This window comes from Pseudomonas sp. S2_H01, from assembly GCF_054668305.1.
The window spans coordinates 1,525,530-1,547,748 of sequence record NZ_CP162756.1 but is presented as its reverse complement, the minus strand read 5'-3'; the positions used below and the strand labels follow the sequence as shown (position 1 = coordinate 1,547,748).

Annotated in this window: 17 protein-coding genes and 4 tRNA genes; 8 read left to right on the top strand and 13 right to left on the bottom strand. The window is 59.8% G+C overall.

Features of this window, described 5'->3' with window-relative positions; all coding sequences use genetic code 11:
- Positions 1-13: 13 nt before the first annotated feature.
- Genes AB4N84_RS06840 through AB4N84_RS06820 form a run of 5 tightly spaced genes read right to left on the bottom strand, consistent with a single transcriptional unit; the run spans position 14 to position 6,927 of the window.
- Entirely contained in the window at positions 14-4,480 is a 4,467-nt protein-coding gene (locus AB4N84_RS06840) for a pilus assembly protein (RefSeq protein WP_460045719.1), read from the bottom strand.
- Positions 4,477-5,046, bottom strand: a complete 570-nt coding sequence (locus tag AB4N84_RS06835) for a pilus assembly PilX family protein (RefSeq protein ID WP_460045718.1) — start codon at positions 5,044-5,046, stop codon at positions 4,477-4,479. The genes AB4N84_RS06840 and AB4N84_RS06835 overlap by 4 nt, the downstream gene beginning before the upstream one ends.
- Entirely contained in the window at positions 5,043-5,834 is a 792-nt protein-coding gene (locus AB4N84_RS06830) for a prepilin-type N-terminal cleavage/methylation domain-containing protein (protein WP_460045717.1), read from the bottom strand. Before AB4N84_RS06830 ends, AB4N84_RS06835 begins: the two co-directional genes overlap by 4 nt.
- Positions 5,834-6,343: a type IV pilus modification protein PilV gene (gene pilV, locus AB4N84_RS06825; protein ID WP_460045715.1), complete on the bottom strand. Its 510-nt coding sequence runs from the start codon at positions 6,341-6,343 to the stop codon at positions 5,834-5,836. The genes AB4N84_RS06830 and pilV overlap by 1 nt, the downstream gene beginning before the upstream one ends.
- A gap of 38 nt (positions 6,344-6,381) precedes the next feature.
- Positions 6,382-6,927 carry a GspH/FimT family pseudopilin gene (locus tag AB4N84_RS06820; RefSeq protein ID WP_460045714.1) on the bottom strand — a complete coding sequence of 182 codons (546 nt, stop codon included), beginning with the start codon at positions 6,925-6,927 and terminating at the stop codon, positions 6,382-6,384.
- A 189-nt stretch (positions 6,928-7,116) separates the two neighbouring features.
- On the opposite strand from AB4N84_RS06820, the gene thiO reads away from it, so the two are divergent.
- Entirely contained in the window at positions 7,117-8,220 is a 1,104-nt protein-coding gene (thiO, locus tag AB4N84_RS06815) for a glycine oxidase ThiO (protein WP_460045712.1), read from the top strand.
- Positions 8,221-8,241: 21 nt separating this feature from the next.
- Here the strand turns inward: thiO and AB4N84_RS06810 are convergent, their stop codons facing one another.
- From AB4N84_RS06810 to AB4N84_RS06790, 5 genes are all read right to left on the bottom strand, one after another.
- A complete protein-coding gene (locus tag AB4N84_RS06810) occupies positions 8,242-8,811 on the bottom strand; it encodes a nucleotidyltransferase domain-containing protein (protein ID WP_460045711.1) in 570 nt (189 codons plus the stop codon).
- A gap of 78 nt (positions 8,812-8,889) precedes the next feature.
- A complete protein-coding gene (locus tag AB4N84_RS06805) occupies positions 8,890-10,230 on the bottom strand; it encodes a sigma-54-dependent transcriptional regulator (RefSeq protein WP_460045710.1) in 1,341 nt (446 codons plus the stop codon).
- Positions 10,231-10,232: 2 nt separating this feature from the next.
- Positions 10,233-11,825, bottom strand: coding sequence for a sensor histidine kinase (locus AB4N84_RS06800; RefSeq protein WP_074752103.1), 1,593 nt, complete (start codon positions 11,823-11,825; stop codon positions 10,233-10,235).
- Positions 11,815-12,054 (bottom strand): PP0621 family protein, encoded by a 240-nt coding sequence (locus tag AB4N84_RS06795; RefSeq protein ID WP_460045709.1) that lies wholly within the window; start codon positions 12,052-12,054, stop codon positions 11,815-11,817. The genes AB4N84_RS06800 and AB4N84_RS06795 overlap by 11 nt, the downstream gene beginning before the upstream one ends.
- Before the next feature lie 154 nt (positions 12,055-12,208).
- Positions 12,209-13,231 carry an outer membrane protein assembly factor BamD gene (locus AB4N84_RS06790; protein ID WP_074752105.1) on the bottom strand — a complete coding sequence of 341 codons (1,023 nt, stop codon included), beginning with the start codon at positions 13,229-13,231 and terminating at the stop codon, positions 12,209-12,211.
- Between the two features lie 151 nt (positions 13,232-13,382).
- On the opposite strand from AB4N84_RS06790, the gene rluD reads away from it, so the two are divergent.
- The 7 genes from rluD to AB4N84_RS06755 all read left to right on the top strand — a co-directional run bounded on the left by rluD (position 13,383) and on the right by AB4N84_RS06755 (position 18,683).
- Entirely contained in the window at positions 13,383-14,345 is a 963-nt protein-coding gene (rluD, locus tag AB4N84_RS06785; protein ID WP_074752106.1) for a 23S rRNA pseudouridine(1911/1915/1917) synthase RluD, read from the top strand.
- An 8-nt stretch (positions 14,346-14,353) separates the two neighbouring features.
- Positions 14,354-15,082 carry a peptidoglycan editing factor PgeF gene (gene pgeF / locus AB4N84_RS06780; protein ID WP_460046952.1) on the top strand — a complete coding sequence of 243 codons (729 nt, stop codon included), beginning with the start codon at positions 14,354-14,356 and terminating at the stop codon, positions 15,080-15,082.
- A 270-nt stretch (positions 15,083-15,352) separates the two neighbouring features.
- A complete protein-coding gene (gene clpB, locus AB4N84_RS06775; protein ID WP_460045707.1) occupies positions 15,353-17,917 on the top strand; it encodes an ATP-dependent chaperone ClpB in 2,565 nt (854 codons plus the stop codon).
- A 340-nt stretch (positions 17,918-18,257) separates the two neighbouring features.
- Positions 18,258-18,333, top strand: a tRNA-Asn gene (locus tag AB4N84_RS06770).
- A 20-nt stretch (positions 18,334-18,353) separates the two neighbouring features.
- Positions 18,354-18,430 (top strand) — tRNA-Pro (locus tag AB4N84_RS06765).
- A 5-nt stretch (positions 18,431-18,435) separates the two neighbouring features.
- Positions 18,436-18,511: transfer RNA gene (locus tag AB4N84_RS06760), tRNA-Lys, on the top strand.
- A 95-nt stretch (positions 18,512-18,606) separates the two neighbouring features.
- A tRNA-Pro gene (locus tag AB4N84_RS06755) sits at positions 18,607-18,683 on the top strand.
- A gap of 195 nt (positions 18,684-18,878) precedes the next feature.
- On the opposite strand, the gene pstS is transcribed toward AB4N84_RS06755, so the two are convergent.
- The 3 genes from pstS to rhmD all read right to left on the bottom strand — a co-directional run bounded on the left by pstS (position 18,879) and on the right by rhmD (position 22,191).
- Positions 18,879-19,913, bottom strand: a complete 1,035-nt coding sequence (pstS, locus tag AB4N84_RS06750; RefSeq protein ID WP_460045706.1) for a phosphate ABC transporter substrate-binding protein PstS — start codon at positions 19,911-19,913, stop codon at positions 18,879-18,881.
- Between the two features lie 254 nt (positions 19,914-20,167).
- Positions 20,168-20,968: an aldolase/citrate lyase family protein gene (locus AB4N84_RS06745; protein ID WP_460045705.1), complete on the bottom strand. Its 801-nt coding sequence runs from the start codon at positions 20,966-20,968 to the stop codon at positions 20,168-20,170.
- 38 nt (positions 20,969-21,006) lie between these two features.
- Positions 21,007-22,191, bottom strand: coding sequence for an L-rhamnonate dehydratase (gene rhmD / locus AB4N84_RS06740; protein ID WP_460045703.1), 1,185 nt, complete (start codon positions 22,189-22,191; stop codon positions 21,007-21,009).
- Between the last annotated feature and the right edge of the window lie 28 nt (positions 22,192-22,219).

The following is a 22,219-nucleotide window of genomic DNA, read 5'->3' as shown; positions in this document are numbered from 1 at the left end:
GTGCAAACTGTTCTCATGGTGAGGGGATCACCCGCCAGCTCTGGCGGCCGTTGTATTTGAGCCCGGTGAATACGCCTGTGCCGCCTAGGGTCCCGGTGCTGCTGCCTGCGCCGTCGCTGTTATACATCGTCAGCAGCCCGGAGGGGTTGTTGTTCGATGACAAGGTGAAGCCTCCGGCCACTGAGTCAAAGCCGCTGACCACAGTGCCATCGAGGCTATCGTCCCGGCTAATCACGCCGTTACGGTTGAAATCAAAGACTGAAAACGTCGTCGCGCCGCCCGTGTTCGGGTCCAGGCCCAGGCGTTTGCCCAGGATCCCGGCCTCGCAGACGTCGGCAATCGGCGTTCGGGTTGCAACGAACAGCACGCTGCCGGAAATGGTTAGCAGGTCGACCATCCTCTCGCCGACAGCCGAGACGGTGGTGATGTTGTTGACCGTGGTGCTGGTTTGCAGGTCCAGGTACCAGCCGTATTTGGTGGTCCAGTCGACGCCATTGCGGGTCACCGTGCGCAGGCCCGTGGTGCCGCCAATGCTGCCAGCGGCCGACGACAACGTCTGGCTTTGCAGGTTGCTGCGTGCAATCGACGCCAGCGTGCTGGACGCCGCTGGGTTGGTCGCTGCTTGACCCGCGGTCTGTTTGTCCCAAATGCCGTAGAGGCTTTGCACGTCCTTTGAGGTCTTGTCCGCCGATGTGAAATATCGCCCGGTGCCAAAGATCACCAGGGTGCCGGTTCCACTGGGGTGCGGATAGACGGTCGGTGGTGTGGTGATTGACTGAGGGTTGGCCGCCGCCGTCGGCGAGGAGGCGGTGAACAACGGCTTGTTGCCGAACGCCACTTTGTAGTTGGAAGCGGTGGCCTTTTCAGTCAATGAGCTGCCGATCAGGTCGAAGCGCCACAGATTGCCCAATAGATCGCCGGCGTACACATAGTCGGCAATACCGTCGGAGTTGGAGTCGAGGATAGCGGGGGTGGACAGGCCATTTTCCACTTTGGGGCTGCTGTCCGGCACCGCCATTTTCTTGATGACCGCTCCAGTCCCGACGTTGAGTACGAACAGGCTGGCATTGCCGCTATTGCCGTTATACCCGCTGCCGAATATCACGCCCCACTCGCCTGAATGCAGCTTGGCGATATAGGGTGTGGAGAACGTCGAGCCCAAGTCCACGTCGTTCTGCGAGGTGAACTCCCACAGCAGCTTGATGCCGCCGGGGTCGGTCACGTCCAGCGCGAAAATCTCACGCCCGCCCGCGCCAAGGCTACCCACCAGCACGGTGTGCCAGGCCCCGCCAAAATACGCATCGGAAACTATCGACGAGCCATCGACATAGAAGCGGTGCAGCGATGAGTCGGAGTTGTAGGTCGAGCTGCTCAGCGCCCCCAGGTTGGCGATGACGGCCGACGGTATGAAGGCAAATGTCTCGACACCGGTATTGGCGTTGAAGGCGTGGAACATGCCGTCGTTGGCGCCGACGTAGACCTGAGGAACCCGGGAACTGACAGACGCTTGAAATGCGCTGTAATCCCCTGGCTTGCCATCCAGGGCGTCGGCTGCCGACGCAATGAAAGAGGTTTTCTGCACCACCACGGGCTGGGAGTTGATGATGTCGCCCAGTACCGAAATCGGCGAGCGTCGGCGGAATGTGGTGCCTTCCAGGGTCCGTACACCGCGGATGAACGACACCTGATCCGAGTTCAGCACGCCATTGGTGTACTGCGCGGAGTACTGCCATCTGACCCCGTTGAAGACCCGACCGGCCAGGTTGCTGTAGGTGAAGTCCTGCAGGCCGCTCCCGGCCGAGTTGGCCATCTGTATGTTGCGTTTGCCGGGGTCGGGTATCAACGCCGCTGCAGACCAGTTCACCGCAGTGGTGCTGGTACCACCGGTGTAGTCATAGGTCGCGGTGGTCTTGATCAGGTCGCCGCTCCACTGATTGACGTTGAAACTGTTGGTGTAGGTGGAAGTGGTGGTGGAAGACGCCTGCGGTGGTGGCGATACTGCCGGTGGCGAGACCGAGGTGTTTTTCTGCACGATCTGGCTGAAGGCTTCCTGAAGTTGCTGTTTGAGCGTCGAGGCGCTGCTCACCAGAAAGTAATTATCCGGGGTGCCAGAAACGTTCGAGTCCCATTGTCCAGCCACCGGCAGGCTGTTGGTGGTGTTGTCCTTGGTGCCGAAGCCGCCCCATTTGGCGGCGTACCACAGCGGGTCCTGCAGGTTGGTAACCGAGCGCGCCGAGGACGGGCTGAATGTGCGGGTGTGACTATCGCTGCCGTTGACGATGGCACTGCCGGAGCGGCGACCGGGCAGCAGATCAGCCGTCCCAGTACATTGGTTCGAAGGCACGCAGGCCCCGGGCAGTTTGGTGCCTGGGGTGTCGAGTTCGTAGTGGCTGTTACCGGCCCCGCCCCCGGTGACTTCCAGATAGATACCGTCGTTGGTGGTGCCGGAAATGGTGTAGCCCATGTGCGACTCTGCGCCTGACACCGAGTAGACCGTCTGGGTGACGACGTTCAAGGTGCTGGCGGCAGTCACTGACACGGTATACAGGACGATGGCGTCCATGTCGTAGTCGCAACCCTGCCCGCAATCGTCGAACACGACGCGGAAGATCGCCTGCGGCCGGCCGCCATTGACGGTGGTGTCCACTGGCTGGCCGGGCATGTTGTACAACGAGTCGATGTAAAAACCGGTGATCTGCTCGGTGACTCCGCTGATGACCTTGCCGAATGGCAGCAGGGTGATCGTGGCGCTGCCCACTGGCATCTGAATGCGTGGCAGGGTGGAGGACAATGCAATGGAGAAGGTCTGAACCTTCTGGCTGCCCAGCGTGGTGATCGGGTTGGTGTTGGCGTAATAGGCCACGGCCCCTGCGTTGAAGGTCCCCTGTTTGGTGGGTTCTTCCGGCAGCCCGCGGATGTTGCCTAGGCTGGTGGCCGATTTGGCGGTGGGCGCCGTGTCGGTCAGGCTGGTGGTCTGGCCGATATTGATGTTGCGGCTGCCTGAGCCAACGTCATTGGTCCAGATGGTCTGGCCCTGGGTCTGCGCGCTGAATCCGCTTAGCGCCGAGGTCGCAGTGGGCGCATTGCTGGTGGTGAACGCGCTGCCGGGCAGGTCCGAGTCGTAGGTCGGGTTGACGTCGCTGAACAGCGTCTCGAATGGCTTCGAGCAGCTGGGGAAGGTCGGCGTGCTGGCGTCCGGGTTCGGCGAGCTCGAATAGGGATTGGTCCAACTGGTCAGGCCGCTCAGACCGAGGGCGGTGTCGCCTGCGCCGGAAAGGAACGCAGTGGTCGGCGTGGTTGCACCACTGAAGTAGCGCATGGTTTCGAACATCATTTCCGCCAGCGGATTGCCCCAGTCCTGACAGGTGCCGTTGGTGGTAGTGTTACCGGTGCTGCTGCAACCACTGTTGCGGATTCGCAGGCCGTCCAAGGTGCCGATGATGCCGCTTTTGACGTAGTTGCCGTACTGGTTCTTGGTGCCGAAAATCCCGGTCGAGGTCTCGATTTCGTTGGCAAAGCTGCTGATGGCTTTGCGAATCACCCCGCCCTGGATATTGTTCTGATAGGTGCCGGTCATCAGGCCGAAGTACATCTGGTTGCCTTCACCGTAGTCGTGAAGGATGCCGGTCGGTTTGTACTTACCGTTAGGGTAAAGCCGGCAGTTGCTCTCCAGGAAGCCGGTTTTGCACACTTCCACCCTGACTTGATAGTCGCTGGGGAAGACCACGACATCCTGGAAGTTGGTGTTGGTGGCGACCGATCCGCCTTGGGTCACTTCCCGCGAGACCCAGCCAAAGACGCGGATGTTCGACACGTTGGACAGCACCCGCAGCAACGGCGCCGAGTTTTGCGTGTTATTGGCGAACAGCGTGTAGTTGCTGCCGGTGGGGTTGGTCAACGGCGTGTAGTCGGAGAGGTTGTAGCCGTCGACCGCCAGGCTGCGGTATTCCTTGCCCCAAGTGTGGGCGTCGGTGGGAATGTAGGCACGTTCGAGAATGGTCTGGTTGGTGCTATCAGTGCTGCGATAGCCACCGTACAGCACTTTGCGCAGCGCATCGGCCCGAGAGGTCGTCAGGTAATTGAGGTAGTCGCCGCTCCAGCTTCCCGGACATTTCTTCAGGTTCGCAGTCGAGGTCGTCGAGGCGGCTGTGAAGTAGCCGCCGCTGTAGTTGTAGCAGGTCAATGAATCGAAATAGCCGAGATAGTCGATCGACGGTTTGTAGCGAATGTCGATCGAGCCGTCGCCGTCCAGGTCCGAGGCGTCGTTGTACGCCGGGAAAAACAATTTGTGGTCACGCCCCACGACCAGCATGTTCAGTGGTGGCACCGAGTTGTTGACGAACAGCGGTGCCTGGGCGGGCAACTGGCTCACGGCGCCGAGTGCAGCAGGCGATGCCAACGCCAGCGTGGTGGCAAACGCACCCATCTGCTTGATGGTGCTGACGGCAGGAAGAAGGCTCAGGTAACGGCTGATGTTCATTGGTTGTAATACCGGCCTATGACAGTTCGCAGAGTCACGCGAGGGGTGGTGTTATCGCTGGTGCACAGCACCGTTGAAGCGCACGCATTGACTTCGTAATAACGGAACCCGCAGCCCGTGCTCGCACAGTTGCCCAGGCTGGTACCCACCAGGTTGCCCAGGTCCACTACGTACCACTGCACCTTCACATCGTAGTTGATGGCGACGGTGGTCACGTTATTGCCGTCGGACGTGGTGAAGCGCACAGGGGTATCGATCGACGCCGGGACCGCGAGGTCCGCAAGGCTCCAGCGCAGGCAGAAGGTGCTGTTGCAGACACTGCTCGCCGAAGGCGGCGCCGCCTGGCTGATACTCGCCTCGCCGATCCGCAGTGCGCCCTCGGCGGCATTGAACAGGGTCTTCTGGTTTTTCAGGTTGCCGGTGATGCGCGATTCGAGTGAAACGCCGCGCATGCTCGACAGCGCCAGCAGCGTGATGATCAGCAGCATCATGATCGCCACGAGCAGCGTCGCGCCATTCTGATAGTGACGTGGGCGCGCGCAATGGGTCGAGGTGATGGGCCTCATTTCATCTGGTTCCTGATCATGGTCGTGCCCTGGACCAACTGATAGATCTGGTTGCTGTCAGCCAGCTTGTCGCCGAACCGGCTGTTCCACTCAGCCAGTGCGGAAGACGGGGCCGCGGTGTCGCGCACCGACGCGCTGCCCTGGCTTTGCATAAGCACCGTATAGCGCACCGCCCCGATGGTATTGGCGGCCAGCGGTTTGACGTCGAAGGTCGAAACCTCCTTATTGTCCCCACTGCCGGAACCGTACTCGAAGCGCAGCCCTGCAACGCCCGTGACCAAAGGCAGGGAGGTGCTGCCCGAGGTGCAGATAATGGATTGGCTGGCGGCATCGAACTCGATTTTTTCGACGATGACCGGATTAATCTGCCGATACGGCGAAATGATGGTGTCCTGGCTGGCGGCCGGCAAGGCCGTGCCCTGGCAATTGACGTCCGTCTTGTTGGCGGCCTGATAGCGCAAGCACAGAGCAGTGGCCGAGACCGCAACCACCGAAGCGTCATCGGCGAAGGTGCATCCCAGGCCGACGCTGGTGGAAAACGTCTTCGCGGGTTGGCTGCGATAGCCCGCCTTGGAAAGCTCCTGGCTCAGCACCGCTAGCGCGAAGCGGCTGTTCTCCTGATTACCGACCTGGCCTTGCTGAAACAAATAGCTCTTCTGATTATTAATGAAGATTTGCGTGACGCCAAGAATCAGTACTAAGCCAATCACCATCGCAACCATCAGCTCGATCAGCGACAGCCCTCGTTGTTGGTCAGCGTTCAGGGAAATGCTTGTCAGACGCTTCATTACAGTCGTGTCCTGATGCGATAAGTGCACGTCGTACTGGGGCTGGTCACTTTGGCGTCCATGCATTCTGCAGCTGTCTTGACCGTCCAGGCGACCTGAATCTCAACTTCGGTGTTGGTCTCGGTGGTGGTGCCGCAGGCGGTGGCCGTCACGTCTCCCGGTACAGCGCTACGGCAGATGTAAAAGGATTTGGCCAGCAGATCAGTGCCTCCCGGCAACGCCTTGCCTGCCTGAACCGCCCAGCATCCAATCTGTCCTGAAAGCGTTGTAGGCGTCGGATTGCAGTTGGCCGGTGCCGTCGGAAAACTGGCACCCGGTGGGGTGATGCAGCTGTTGGCTTTCGTACAGCTTCCGGCCGTGCGGATAATGTCGACCAGATCGTCCACCAGCATTATGGCGGTGTTGCGCTGTACCGAATCCTGGGTGTACGGGATGGACTTGCTTTGCAGCGCGACCATTCCCAGAACGCCGATAACTGTGATTAGCAAGCTCACTAGCACTTCGATCATGCTGAATCCGCCGCTGCGGTTACCTGTGCAGGGCTTCATCAGCAGCCACTCGGTTTGGCAGTGGACGGAGGAGTGACGCGGCCGCTGGTGGATAACGCGACGTATTGTGGGGCGACGGCGGGATCCGTGGAGTGCAGGATTTCAAAACATGCGCTCGTCGAGGCCGTTCCTGTGGCGGTAAACGTAACGCTGTTCACGGCTGAGTTAATCGCTACACCTGCCTGCAGACCGTTCGATCCGACCTGCCTGAGCCGGGTGCCGTTGCCGGTCGCGCCCAATGCCACCACGATACTGGTCGTGTTAACAGGAGCGCTGATATTGACGACAGTGCCACGTGTCACCGCCTCAGCTCGGGCGTACTGCAGCAAGCTATAAAACTCGTCCGCCGCTGATCTGACGTTCATTCGATGAATCAAACTCGAAAAACTCGGCAACGCAATCGCCGCAAAAATCCCGACGATCACCACCACCACGATCAATTCGATCAAGGTAAACCCGGCGCTGTTGCCCCTATGAGGACCCTGCCAACGGCGATGCAGATTCGGGCGTGTGTGTGGATACGGACGCCCTGCGCTGAAATCCATCAAGGAAATTCCATTTTTCGTTTGAAATATGGTGATACTACTCAGGTTCGAAGTCGCTATGTAGTGGATGTCCGGGGATATTCGCCGGACCAGTGGCATGGCGTTGATTGTTGGCCATTGTCGAGTCGGTTTTTCAGCCACCTGTGGGGCGCAACCGGCGTTTATTTTCTATTGATGATCAGGTTCTGCATGTCCAGGCAACACGTGGTAATCGTCGGCGGTGGCGTCATCGGTCTGTTGACCGCTTTTAACCTCGCGTCAAAGGTCCAGAGTGTGGTGCTGCTCGACCGTTCAGGTGTGGGGCAAGAGTCTTCCTGGGCCGGCGGTGGGATCGTTTCGCCGCTTTATCCGTGGCGCTACAACCCGGCCGTGACGGCGTTGGCGCATTGGTCGCAGGATTTTTACCCACAGCTGGCCGAGCGGTTACTCGAGGTCACGGGTATCGATCCTGAGGTGCACAAGACCGGTCTGTACTGGCTGGATCTTGATGACGAGAAGGAAGCGCTGGAGTGGGCTCAACGGTTGAACCGCCCCCTGTCCTCCGTGGACATCTCCCAGGTGCATGACGCCGTGCCGGTGATGGGTGGTGGCTATTCCCGTGCGGTGTACATGCCCGACATCGCCAACGTGCGTAATCCCCGGCTCGTCAAATCGCTCAAGGCGGCGTTGCTGGCAATGCCGAACGTGACGATTCATGAGCAGAGTGAGGTCAGTGATTTTGTGCGCGACGGCGACAGGATCATCGGGGTGAGCACCGCTGCCGGTGATGTGCTCGGCGACAGCGTTGTGTTGGCGGCCGGGGCGTGGAGCGGCGACCTGCTCGGCAAGCTCGGTCTTGAATTGCCGGTCGAGCCGGTGAAGGGACAGATGATTCTGTTCAAGTGCGCGTCGGATTTCCTGCCCAGCATGATCCTCGCCAAAGGCCGCTATGCGATCCCACGTCGTGACGGGCACATTCTGATTGGCAGCACGCTGGAATATGAAGGCTACGACAAGACACCGACCGACACGGCGCGTGAAAGCCTGAAGGCATCGGCGGTCGAGCTGATCCCGGCGCTGGCGGACGCTGAGTTGGTGGGGCACTGGGCAGGATTGCGGCCGGGCTCTCCCGAGGGGATTCCATACATCGGCTCGGTACCGAATCACGATGGGCTGTGGCTGAACTGCGGCCATTTCCGAAACGGACTGGTGCTGGCCCCCGCGTCCTGTCAGTTACTGACCGACTTGCTGGTGGGCGATGCGCCGATTATCGATCCGGTGCCGTATGGGCCAGAAGGAAGAATCCAGAGCTAAGGTGTCATTGCCTTGTGTCCCTTATTCGCTTCCAATGATCGTGATCTTGTCCTGCTCGGTCACGCGCAACACGAAGCTGTTTCCGGCTTTGAGCTTCGCCGCCCAATCAGCTGGCGAATAAAGCGTCGGGTTGATTGTTCTGCCCAGTAATTCCTCGAGCGGGATCATACGCTCCAGCACTTCGCTGTAACTGATTCCCTCGCCTATCAGCATCAAGTCAATGTCACTGGATGTGTTCGCGGTTCCTTTCGCGATTGATCCATAGATGAAGGCTTGCTGAAGACGGTCCGCAAACGGCATCAATTCCACCCGCAAGTGATCGGCGATGCCGAAGGTTTTGCGCACGATAGCCACCAATTCCTGGAAAACAGGATTATCGGGATTGGCCTGGTAGTGAATCTGATTTCCTTGGCGGGTCGCCGTGAGCAGGCCGGCGGAGTGCAGTTTCTCCAGTTCGCGGACCATGCTTCCCCTGCCAACCTGAGCCCATCGCCCAATTTCATTGGTGTAAAAGCTTCGCTCTGGATGGCCGTATAGCAGTCCAAGCAGCCGCTGTTGGGTGGTAGTGAAGAGTGCGTCGCCGATAGACATAAGCGCCCGATGCGATAAGTCCCAAAAAGGGAACGATAGGTCCCTTTTTGGGACTTATCAAGTGAGGAAGCTTTCTGACTACTCCAACCCCAGCTTCTTCAACCGATAGCGCATCGACCTGAACGTCAGGTTCAAGCGCTGCGCGGCGGCGGTTCGGTTCCAGCGGGTTTCTTCAAGCGCCTGGAGGATCAGCTTGCGCTCGATGCTTTCGAGGTAGTCTTCCAGGTTGTCGATATCGGCCAGGCTCGGACCGTCTTGCTCGCTGGCGTTGACGGGCTCTGCGAGGCGCAGGTCGTCGGCGTTGATCTGGTCGTTTTCGCACAGCGTGTAGGCGCGTTCGAGCATGTTCTCCAGCTCGCGAACATTGCCGGGAAAGCGGTAGCCCTTCAGCGCGGTCAGGGCCTGGGACGTCAACCGCGCAGGCGGTTGGTCAGCACCTTCGGCAAGGCGTTGAAGCACGTTGTTGGCGATTTCCTCGATGTCTTCGCGGCGCTCGCGCAACGGTGGCACGCGCAGTTCAATCACGTTGAGGCGGTAATACAAATCCTGGCGGAAGCGTTGGGCAGCCACTTCGACGCCGAGGTCTTTGTGGGTGGCGCACAAGACGCGGACGTCCACGACCTGTTCCTGCTGGCCGCCGACGGCACGCACGGATTTTTCCTGGATGGCCCGCAGCAGCTTGACCTGCATCGCCAGCGGCAGGTCGGCCACTTCATCGAGGAAAAGCGTGCCGCCGTGCGCGGCCTGAAACAGACCGGGTTTGTCTTCGTGAGCGCCCGTGAAGCTGCCTTTACGGTGGCCGAAAAACTCGCTTTCCATCAGCTCGGTAGGAATCGCCCCGCAGTTGACTGGCACGAACGGTTTGTCGATGCGCGGGCCTTGTTCGTGAATCAGGCGCGCGACCAGTTCCTTGCCGCTTCCGGACTCGCCGCTGATATAGATCGGCGCCTGGCTGCGCGCCAGTTTGCCGATCTGCTTGCGCAGCGCCTGCATGGGCGGTGAGTTGCCGAGCAGACGATTGTCGATGCTGTTTTCATTGGAGGGCGAGGCGTGCAGGCGCAATGCGCTGCCCACCAATTCGCGCAGACGGCCTAAATCCACCGGTTTGGTGAGAAAGTCGAACGCCCCGGCTTTCAGGGCATGGATCGCCGTGTCAACGCTGCCGTGGGCCGTGATCATCGCCACGGGCACCTGCGTGTGGCGCTTCTGGATATGCTGCACGAGTTCGAGGCCGTTCCCGTCCGGCAGACGCATGTCGGTCAGGCACAGGTCGAAAGGCTCGCGCGCCAGCCAGTCCTGGGCTTCCTTGACGTTGCGCGCGCTGCGCGTGTCCAGTTTCATTCGCCCCAGAGTGATCTCCAGCAATTCGCGAATGTCCGGCTCATCGTCGACGATCAGGATCTTTTGCCGTTGGCTCATGTTCAACTCAATTTGAACGGATGGGCGAAGGTGATCCGCATGCAGCTGCCGCCACCTTCCCGTGGTGTGTAATCCAGGTTCGCCTGATTGCTTTCGCACAACTCACGCGAAAGGTACAAGCCCAGGCCGGTTCCTTTGCTTTCGGTGGTGAAAAAAGGCTCGAAAATCTTCGTCAGGTGTTCGGTCGCAACGCCGGGACCGTCGTCCAGCACTTCCAGGCTGGGCAACTCGCTGTGTGGATCATGGAACAGTTTCAGCCAGACCTGGGCTTTTTCATGCAATTGGCCGCTGTAGCGCAGGCCGTTCTGCACCAGATTGGTCAAGACTTGCTGCAACTGCTCGGCGTCCATGCGCGTGGTCAGGGTGCCGTCACCGGTTTCCAGGTGCACAGACTGTTCGGCGGACAGCCGACTGCGCAGGTCACTGACGAAGCGTTCGAGCCACTGCTTGAGGTCGAGCAGGTGAGGTTCGGTCTGACGTCGGCGAGACAGCTGCAAGACGTTCTCGATCACCAGATTCATCCGTCGCGATTGATCTTGAATGATTTCACTGAGACGCCGGTCTGGCCCGCTCAGTTCCTCTGACTCGTGAAGCAGCTGCGCCGCATGGCTGATGGCCCCCAGCGGGTTGCGGATCTCGTGGGCGATGCCGGCCGTCAGCCTGCCCAGCGCAGCGAGCTTGAGTTGTTGGGCTTGTTGGGAAATCTGCGAAAGGTCGTCGAGAAACACCAGGGTGTGGCGGTGGCTGCCGCGGGTCAGGGCAATGAAGCCCGGACGCAGCACCGGGCCGATTGCCGACGTGGTCATGCTGCGCGACGCCATGGAAGGGTTGATCAACCATTGGCGCAAGCGCTCGACCAACTGAGGTGAATACGGATCGATGACTTCACCCAGCAGGTGCTGATGGCCCAGCAAGGTCAACGCGCTCTGGTTGGCGAGCAGCACCTGGCGGTTCGAATCGAGCACCAGAATGCCTGTGCGCATGCGCTGCAGGATCAGGGCGTTGAGCTGTTCCAGGTTATCGACATCGGCTGCACGCTTCTCTGCGATGTCTTCGCTGACCTGCAGTCGACGGGCCAGCGTTTGAACCAGCAGCGCGGCCGCAAAACACAAGGCGCCGAGCGAACCCGCCTGGACGAAGTGATTGGCTGCCGCAGGCTGGTGGTAACTGATGAAGAAGGTCAGGTAGATGATGCCGATGGCTGACACGGCGGCAATCAACAGCCCGCTGCGCTGGCGCAACAGCACGTTGCTGATGGCCACCGAGGCCACAATCAGGTTGCCGATGCCGCTCGGGGCGCCACCTCCGGCATAGAACAAAGCGCACAGTGTCAGTGCGTCGGCCATGGCCAGCGTGAACAGTTGTCCCTGACGGCTGGGTCGCTCAAGCAGTACGACCACAAGGATATTGAAGACCAGGTACAGCCAGCAGCCCGTGCGGAACAGTTCGATGTCGGCCAACTGAAGCAGTTCGGCGTCCATGCTGCTGGAAATCAACAGCACCAGCAGAATGCCGATGCTCAGACGGTAGAGGTGATAGAGACGCAGAATGCGCTGGGCCTGTGGAGTCGCCAGCGACAGGGTTTCAGCGGTCACGTGCTGCAGGGCCCTGTAGGCGGTGCGCTTCGGTGCAATACCATTGGAGACCCTGGCTCAGTGCGCGGTCGCGTGGAACATGCACGCCACACTGCGCGCAACGCACCATTGGCGCGGCGTCGAGCTCCGGTGCTGCAGGTTTCGAGCGTGCGGCGGGGCCTTTGGTCGCGCGTTTGAACAACCAGACAATCGCCATGATCAAGGCGATCCACATAATCAAGCGAATCATGTCTACCAGCTTATGAAGTGAAGATGCCGCAGTGTAGCCAAGGCGTTGTCAGCCGCACAGTGACCTGCGCCGATTCAGGCTGTCGGAAAACTGACTGAAATAAAAAAGAGGCCTTAAAGGGCCTCTTTTGCTGACGTTCGAACCGCGACCGTGATCAGTCGAAGACGCCGAAGGTCATGTAGCTGAAGATCGAACGGCTTTTTGGCGTGCCGTCATCATCTTCGTTCTTCTTGTCGGCTTCGTCCGGCTGGTTCTCAGGCAACAGGTCGGCCGGGATGGCTTCCTTGGCGTCCTGATATTGCTTGATCACGTCCTGGTTGGCGCGGGTTTCTCCCGGCGGCAGAGGCGGACGGCTTTCGATCAGGCCCAGCGTCGCTTTCGACAGCCACGAGCGGTTGTCTGGATCGGGTGTGCGAGGCTCGAACTTGCCATCAGCCAGTTGGGGGAAGTCCGGGTAGTTGGTTTTCAGGACTTGCAGGCTGGTGTCGGCCAGGTCGTTCAGTTGCAGGCGCTGATACGCTTCGACCATGACCGCAAGACCGTCCGGAACCGAAGGGGTCTCCTGGAAGTTTTCAACCACGTAACGACCACGGTTCGCTGCTGCGACGTAGGCCTGGCGGGTCAGGTAGTAGTCGGCCACATGAATTTCGTACGCCGCCAGCAGGTTGCGCAGATAGATCATGCGCTGCTTGGCGTCAGGCGCGTAGCGGCTGTTCGGGTAGCGGCTGGTCAACTGGGCGAACTCGTTATACGAGTCACGCGCAGCACCCGGATCACGCTTGGTCTGATCCAGCGGCAGGAAGCGCGCGATGATGCCCACGTCCTGGTCGAACGACGTCAGGCCCTTGAGGTAGTAGGCATAGTCGACGTTCGGGTGCTGCGGATGCAGACGAATGAAGCGCTCGGCGGCGGTCTTCGCAGCCTCGGGCTCGCCATTCTTGTAGTTGGCGTAGATCAGCTCCAGCTGCGCCTGGTCGGCATAGCGACCGAACGGGTAGCGGGATTCCAGCGCTTTGAGTTTTTCGGTCGCGCTGTTGTAACTGTTGTTGTCCAGATCGGCCTGCGCCTGCTGGTACAGCTCGACTTCACTGAGGTTTTCGTCGATGACTTCTTTCTTCGAAGAACAGGCAGCGGTAAGTCCGAGGATGGCTATCAGCAGCAGGTGTTTCACTTGCATGGCGGCTTGCGTCCCTATAACGGCCTGCTGTCTTGCGCAGGACCGTCCTGTTATGATGGGCGCCCCGTGGAACCCCCGGGACAAAAGACGCCGTATTTAACCACAAGCGCACAGCCGAAACCAAAGGCCAGTGCCACCTCCTAGTTTGAGCATGTCTGAGATCATAGAACTCCGCGCAGAGGTGCCGTCCGAATTGGGCGGTCAACGCCTCGACCAAGTCGCCGCCCAACTCTTCGACGAGCACTCGCGCTCGCGCCTTTCCGCCTGGATCAAAGACGGCCGCCTGACTGTGGACGGAGGCGTTCTGCGCCCGCGTGACATCGTGCATGGCGGTGCCGTGCTGGTCCTCAAAGCCGAGCAAGAGGCTCAGGGCGAGTGGGTCGCGCAGGACATCGAGCTGGATATCGTCTACGAAGACGACCAGATTCTGGTGATCAACAAACCGGCCGGGCTGGTTGTCCACCCGGCCGCCGGTCATGCCGACGGCACGCTGCTCAATGCCTTGCTGCACCACGTGCCGGACATCATCAATGTCCCGCGTGCCGGCATCGTGCACCGTCTGGACAAGGACACCACCGGATTGATGGTGGTCGCCAAGACCCTTCAGGCGCAGACCCAACTGGTCACTCAGTTGCAAAACCGCAGCGTCAGCCGCATTTATGAGTGCATCGTGATCGGTGTCGTGACGGCCGGTGGCAAGATCAACGCGCCGATCGGCCGTCATGGCCAGCAGCGTCAACGCATGGCCGTGATGGAAGGCGGCAAGCCAGCGGTCAGCCATTACCGCGTTCTGGAGCGTTTTCGTTCCCATACGCATGTCCGGGTCAAGCTGGAAACCGGCCGTACGCACCAGATTCGTGTGCACATGGCGCACATCAACTTTCCGTTGGTCGGTGATCCGGCCTACGGCGGTCGCTTCCGCATTCCGCCAGCGGCCAGCGTCACGATGGTCGAGTCGTTGAAACATTTTCCGCGTCAGGCGCTGCATGCGCGTTTCCTGGAACTGGATCATCCGACGACCGGTCAGCGAATGAGCTGGGAATCGGCGTTGCCGGATGATTTTGTCTGGCTGCTGTCGCTGCTCAAGCAAGACCGTGAGGCATTCATCGGATGAGCGAATTCGTGGCGGACTGGCTGATTCCCGACTGGCCTGCGCCGGCGGGCATCAAGGCGTGCGTCACGACTCGCGCGGGCGGCATAAGCATTGCCCCGTTCGACAGTTTCAATCTGGGTGATCACGTCGACGACGATCCGGCAGCCGTTGCGCATAACCGTGCGCTGCTGACCTCGCGTCTGCACACCCAGCCTGCCTGGCTCAAGCAGGTTCATGGCATCGATGTCGTCGAAGCGTCACCCGCCGAGGTGCAGCAGGCCGATGCCAGCTGGAGCCAGACGCCGGGCGTTGCCTGCACCATCATGACCGCGGACTGCCTGCCCGCTCTGTTCTGCAACCGCCAAGGCACCCAGGTGGCGGCGGCGCACGCGGGTTGGCGCGGGTTGGCCGCAGGCGTGCTGGAAGCGGCGGTCGACAGCTTTGCCGATGCGCCTTCCGAGATTCTGGTCTGGCTAGGCCCTGCCATCGGCCCGCAGGCCTTCGAAGTGGGACCGGAAGTCCGCGACGCTTTTATCGCCACGCACCCTGAAACCATCGAAGCCTTCGTGCCCAGCGTCAACGTGGGCAAATTCATGGCCGATATCTACCAGCTGGCGCGTTTGCGTCTCGCGGCCCATGGCGTGACAGCGGTGTACGGCGGTGGTTTGTCGACCTATAACGACGAGCGCTTCTTCTCCTACCGCCGAGGTGCGCGCACCGGCCGGTTTGCTTCTTTGGTGTGGATCGACGCAGTCTGAAATGTCCTTTGTAGGAGCGCGCTTGCCCGCGATCGCGTTGTTTCAGGCGGCCGATCCATGTGCAGACAGATCGCGATCGCGGGCAAGCGCGCTTCTACAGATTCCGCTTTGCGAACACACCTAATCCTCGTTCGCCAGCTAATGTTGATCTGTGTCAAGCATCCACCGCTTGAATCCTGTTCAATCGGCCGCATCTAGTGGGCTATCTGGCAGGTTTTCTTTATTAAGGTGTGTTCATTGCTCCGGCCTGCCCATTTAGGAAGGTGACCAATGCGTATTGACCGTTTAACCAGCAAATTACAGCTCGCTTTATCCGATTCTCAGTCCCTGGCGGTGGGTATGGACCATCCCGCCATCGAGCCTGCGCACCTCATGCAGGCATTGCTAGAACAGCAGGGTGGGTCGATCAAACCCCTGTTGCTGCAAGTCGGCTTCGATATCAACAGCCTGCGCAAGGCGTTGAGCAAGGAGCTTGATCAACTGCCGAAAATTCAGAACCCGACCGGCGACGTGAACATGTCGCAGGACCTGGCGCGCCTGCTCAACCAGGCCGACCGGCTGGCGCAACAAAAAGGCGATCAGTTTATCTCCAGCGAACTGGTGCTGCTCGCGGCGATGGATGAAAACAGCAAGCTCGGCAAATTGCTGCTCGGGCAGGGCGTCAGCAAAAAGGCATTGGAAAACGCCATCAGCAACCTGCGAGGCGGCGATGCCGTCAACGATCCGAATGCCGAAGAATCCCGGCAGGCGCTGGACAAATACACCGTCGACCTGACCAAGCGCGCCGAAGAAGGCAAGCTCGATCCAGTGATCGGCCGTGACGACGAAATCCGTCGGACCATCCAGGTGCTGCAACGCCGGACCAAGAACAACCCGGTCCTGATCGGTGAACCCGGTGTCGGTAAGACTGCCATCGCTGAAGGCCTGGCCCAGCGCATTATCAATGGCGAAGTGCCGGACGGCCTGAAAGGCAAGCGCCTGCTGTCGCTGGACATGGGCGCGCTGATTGCGGGTGCCAAGTTCCGCGGCGAGTTCGAGGAGCGGCTGAAAGGGTTGCTGAACGAGCTGTCGAAGCAGGAAGGGCAGATCATTCTGTTCATCGACGAATTGCACACCATGGTCGGCGCAGGCAAGGCCGAAGGCTCGATGGACGCCGGCAACATGCTCAAGCCCGCCCTGGCGCGTGGAGAGCTGCACTGCGTGGGCGCCACGACCCTCAACGAGTACCGCCAATATATAGAGAAGGATGCCGCCCTTGAGCGTCGCTTTCAAAAAGTGCTGGTGGACGAGCCGAGCGAAGAGGATACCATCGCGATCCTGCGTGGCCTGAAAGAACGCTACGAAGTTCACCACAAGGTGGCGATCACGGACGGCGCAATCATCGCGGCCGCCAAGCTCAGCCATCGTTACATCACGGATCGCCAGTTGCCGGACAAGGCCATCGACCTGATCGACGAAGCGGCCAGCCGCATTCGTATGGAAATCGACTCCAAGCCCGAAGTGCTGGATCGTCTTGAGCGTCGATTGATTCAGCTGAAGGTTGAATCTCAGGCGCTGAAGAAAGAAGACGACGAGGCGGCGATCAAGCGCCTGGAGAAACTTCAGGAAGAAATCGAGCGCCTGGAGCGTGAGTACGCCGATTTGGAAGAAATCTGGACCTCGGAAAAAGCCGAAGTGACAGGGTCGGCGCAGATCCAGCAAAAAATCGAGCAGTCGCGTCAGGAACTGGAAGCCGCACGTCGTCGTGGCGATCTGAATCGCATGGCCGAATTGCAGTACGGGGTCATCCCGGACCTGGAACGCAGCCTGCAAATGGTCGATCAGCACGGCAAACCTGAGAACCAGTTGCTGCGCAGCAAGGTGACCGAGGAAGAAATCGCCGAAGTCGTTTCCAAGTGGACCGGCATTCCCGTGTCGAAAATGCTCGAGGGCGAGCGCGACAAACTGCTGAAAATGGAAAGCCTGCTGCACGAACGTGTGATCGGCCAGAACGAAGCGGTGGTGGCCGTGGCCAACGCGGTGCGCCGTTCGCGCGCCGGGCTGTCCGACCCGAATCGCCCGAGCGGTTCGTTCATGTTCCTCGGCCCGACCGGTGTGGGTAAGACCGAGTTGTGCAAGGCACTGGCCGAATTCCTGTTCGACACCGAAGAGGCCATGGTCCGCATCGACATGTCCGAGTTCATGGAGAAACATTCCGTGGCCCGTCTGATCGGTGCGCCTCCGGGATACGTCGGTTATGAAGAGGGCGGTTACCTGACCGAAGCGGTACGTCGCAAGCCGTACTCGGTGATCCTCCTGGATGAAGTCGAGAAGGCGCACCCGGATGTCTTCAATATCCTGCTGCAGGTGCTGGAGGACGGTCGCCTGACCGACAGCCACGGGCGTACGGTCGACTTCCGTAACACAGTGATCGTCATGACCTCGAACCTGGGGTCGGCACGCATTCAGGAGCTGGTGGGTGACCGCGAAGCTCAGCGTGCGGCGGTGATGGATGCCCTGACGTCGCATTTCCGTCCGGAGTTCATCAACCGGGTCGACGAGGTCGTGATCTTCGAGCCTCTGGCGCGTGAGCAGATCGCTGGCATCACGGAAATCCAGTTGGGTCGCCTGCGTCAGCGCCTGGCGGAGCGAGACCTTCGTCTGGAGCTGGCACCTGAAGCCATGGACAAGCTGATCGCCGTGGGTTACGACCCGGTGTACGGCGCACGGCCATTGAAGCGCGCGATTCAACGCTGGATCGAAAACCCGTTGGCTCAGTTGATCTTGTCCGGCAGCTTCATGCCGGGCACCAGCATCAGAGGCACGGTGGTGGACGACGAAATCGCTTTCGTCTGATCTGCTGCTTTCTATATAGAAGGTGCATGGGGGCGCTCCGGGTGAGCGCCCTTTTTAATGCGCAGGTGGTTTTGCCCTTCGACTGCCTGATTTTCGGGCTCGGGAGGCGTTCTCGAAAAAAAGTTGCAAATCATTGTCTTAAAAGCAATTTGGAGGGTTGACAGGTGTTTCTGGGAATGTAGAATAGCGCGCCTCAGAGACGTGAACGCAGCGATGCAGACAGGTCGAAGAGGCTGAAAATGCAGTAGATTCAGGGTTGTAAGTGCGGGATTCGTTTCGCAAAGAAGTACTGAATTTGTTGTGTTGAAGTGCGTCAAACGCTGCATCTGGAAATTGAAATTCCGTGATAGCTCAGTCGGTAGAGCAAATGACTGTTAATCATTGGGTCCCAGGTTCGAGTCCTGGTCACGGAGCCAATTTCAAGAGGTAGTACCGTCGGGGTATAGCGCAGTCCGGTAGCGCGCCTGCTTTGGGAGCAGGATGTCAGGAGTTCGAATCCCCTTACCCCGACCATTTTTGGGTCGTTAGCTCAGTTGGTAGAGCAGTTGGCTTTTAACCAATTGGTCGTAGGTTCGAATCCCACACGACCCACCATTTTTGACCTGGTTGTTTCGGGTTAAATCTTAGGGAGTGACGCCAGTCGCGTCACCCGCTTGAAATACGCCTCAAGGGGCGTATTTTAGTAACACCGGGGTATAGCGCAGTCCGGTAGCGCGCCTGCTTTGGGAGCAGGATGTCAGGAGTTCGAATCCCCTTACCCCGACCATTTTCGCCCCAGCAGCATCCGGGCAGAAAATCCGGCAACAGCGCCAAGCGCGTTGAAGCCTACAAAAAAGGCGTCCTTCGGGACGCCTTTTTTCGTTTTCGGGTTCCTGCGTCTCAGCGTTCTTCCCATCCCGCCGCTGATTCAGGCGCCGCCCTAGCGGCACCTAATGATGCAATTGGATGTTCAGGCTGGCGTCTACTGCGCCTTGGGTGCGTCGTCCCAGTAGGCTTCGATCTGGGTTTTCAGATCGGTCGGAATCGGGGCGAAGTCCAGTGAGCGGGCTTGTTCCTGGCCGCTTTCAAGCGTCCAGCGGAAGAAGTCTTGCACCGCCTTCTGGCGGTCGGCGCTCTTCGGTTGCCTGTACAGCACGATGAACGTGGCCGCCGTGATCGGGTAAGCGTTCTCACCCGGCGCGTTGAGCATCGACAGGTCGAAGTCCTTGGCATTTTTCCAGTCTGCGGTCGCGGCCGCCGCCTGGAACGATTCCGTGCTCGGCACCACAAAGTTGCCGGCAGCGTTCTGCAACAGGCCGAAGTTCAAGCCCTGTTGCTTGATGTACGCGTATTCAACGTAGCCGATCGAGTTCGGCATCTTCTTCACGTACGAGGCCACACCTTCACTGCCTTTGCTGCCAATGCCCACCGGCCATTTCACCGACGTGCCGGCACCCACTTTGCCTTTCCACTCGGCGCTGACTTTCGACAGGTAACTCACCCAGTTGAACGTGGTGCCCGAATCGTCGGAGCGATACACCACGTTGATTTTCTGCGCGGGCAGTTTTATGTCCGGGTTAAGCGCCACCAGCGTCGGGTCGTTCCATTGGGTGATTTTGCCCAGGTAGATATCCGCCAGCACCGGGCCGCTGAATTTGAGGCTGCCGGGCTTGATCGACGCAATGTTGATCACCGGCACCACGCCGCCGATCACCGACGGGAACTGCTGCAAGCCGGACGCCTGAAGATCGCTAGAGCTCATTGGCATGTCGGTCGCCCCGAAGTCCACGGCGCCTTCCTTGATTTGCGCGACACCGGCCCCCGAGCCGATGCTCTGGTAATTCACTTTCACACCGGTCTTGTGGTCGTAATCGGTCGCCCACTTGAAAAGCACCGGGTAAATGAAGGTAGAGCCGGCGCCGGTGACTTCTTGCGCAGCGCTGGCGCCGTTCAGCAGCGACAGGTTGAGTGCAATGCCCAGGCCTGCGGCCAGCATCATTCGGGAAAGCTGAAACATGGATGACTTCCTGTAATCGAGCGACATCGGGGTGTGATGTCTTAATGGGATCACAGTAATCAGCATGTTTTTATGACAGGAAGCGTCTGAGCGATTCATCCACCGCGAATGTGTTCGCTGTCGTCAAAAACTGTGGGAGCGAATTCATTCGCGAAAAATTTTCCGGCCGACAAAAAGATGTGTCGGAACTGCTGGCCAATCGCGAATGAATTCGCGCCCACGGGTTTGATGGCTGCGCCGTTGGAGACGAGTGATCAATACGTCCGTGAGGCCGTCACGGTTTCTTGCGGTTCGCGATAACGCGCCAGGTTTTCCTTGGCGGCCTGGCGCAGCAGGCTGATATCAATGCCCACTGCCACGAACTGGCAACCCCAACTCATGTAGCGCCTCGCGTCCTCTTCCGCTGGAGCGAGAATGCCGCAGACTTTTCCGGCTGCCAGCGTGGCGTCCACGGCGTGCCGAATCTGTTTCTGCACCTCGGGGTGCGACGGGTTGCCTATGTGTCCGAGCCCGGTGGACAGGTCCGCAGGGCCGATGAACACTGCGTCGACCCCTTCAACAGCCGCAATCGCTTCAACGTTCTCCACGCCCAGGCGCGACTCCACCTGCACGATCAGGCAAAGCGCTTCATGGGCGGTATTCAGGTAATCGGGCACGGCGTCCCAGCGTGTGGCGCGGGTCAGGCCTCCACCCACCCCGCGAACACCATGGGGCGGGTAGCGCATGGCCTGCACCAGCGCGCGGGCCTGTTCGGCGGTTTCCACCATTGGCACCATCAAGGTCTGCACGCCGATGTCCAGCAACTGCTTGATCAGTACCGTATCGCCGGTCACCGCACGGACCACCGGCGCGGTGCTGTAATGCATCACGGCCTGCAACTGCGACAGAATACTCGGCACGGTGTTGGGCGCGTGTTCGCCGTCGATCAGCATCCAGTCGTAACCCAGGCCCGCGACGATTTCCGAGGCATACCCGGTGGCAAAACCGGCCCAGATGCCGTATTGCGGCTCGCGTTTGGCCAAGGCGGCCTTGAACGCGTTGTGAGGCATTTTCATTCGTGGAGGGCTCCTTTCAGGTGCATGTCAGGTGCGTGTCAGTGCGTGTAAGGGCGGTGCAATGGGCACTCGGGATTGAGCGTCACGCCAAAGCCCGGCTTGTCCAGTCTAGACAATCGCATGCGACCGTTTTCCGGCACAGGCTCGCCCAGCAGTTGTGGATGGAACATCGGCACGACCTCATCGGCCTTTGGCGCCATCATCAGAAACTCTGCGAACGGGCTGTTGGTGCGCGTGGCGACGAAGTGGTAGCTGTAGACGGACGACCCGTGGGGCACGACCAGTGTGTTGTGGGCGTCGGCCAGTGCGGAGATCTTGATGAGCTCGGTAATACCGCCGCACCAGCCAACGTCCGGCTGGATGATGTCGCAGCAGCCCATTTCCAGCAGCATGCGGAACCCCCAACGGGTGGCTTCGTGCTCGCCCGTGGTGACCAGCATGCCTTTGGGAACGTTTTTGCGCAGGTCGGCATAGCCCCAGTAATCGTCGGGGGACAACGCTTCTTCGATCCACTTCAAGCCAAACTCCTGAGCCCCGTGGGCGAGCTTGGTGGCGTAGTTCAAATCCAGGCTCATCCAGCAGTCGAGCATCAGCCAGAAGTCCTTGCCGACCCGCTCGCGCATCACCGCGAGTTCTTCAAGGTTCTTGCGCAGGCCTTCTTCGCCCTCGGACGGGCTGTGATGAAGCGGGAGTTTGCCACCGATGAAGCCCATTTTCTGTGCCAGATCCGGACGTGCGCCCGTGGCGTAAAACTGCAATTCGTCACGAACGGCGCCGCCGAGCAATTGGTGCACCGGCTCCTGACGCACTTTGCCGAGCAGGTCCCACAGTGCCAGGTCGATGCCCGAGATCGTGTTGATCACCAACCCTTTGCGACCGTAGTACTGGGAAGACAAGTACATCTGGTCCCAGATTTTCTCGATATCGGTGACCTTCGCCCCTTCAAGAAAACGCGCCAGGTGCTTCTCGACGATATACGCCGCAGGCTCGCCACCGGTCGTCACGGCAAAGCCGACGTTGCCTGCCGAGTCTTCGATTTCCACCACCAGCGTGCCGAGCACGTTGATGCCGAAGCTGCGACGGCTCTGGCGGTATTCCGGGTATTTGCTCATCGGTGTCGCGATGTGGTCGTCGATCCAGTGGCCATCGCCCTGATCGTGATAGTCGGCACCGCCGCCCCGCAGAACGAAAGCGCGGACGTGCTTGATGGTTGGCGTGCTCATGGAGGACTCCTGTGATTGCGGTGAATGA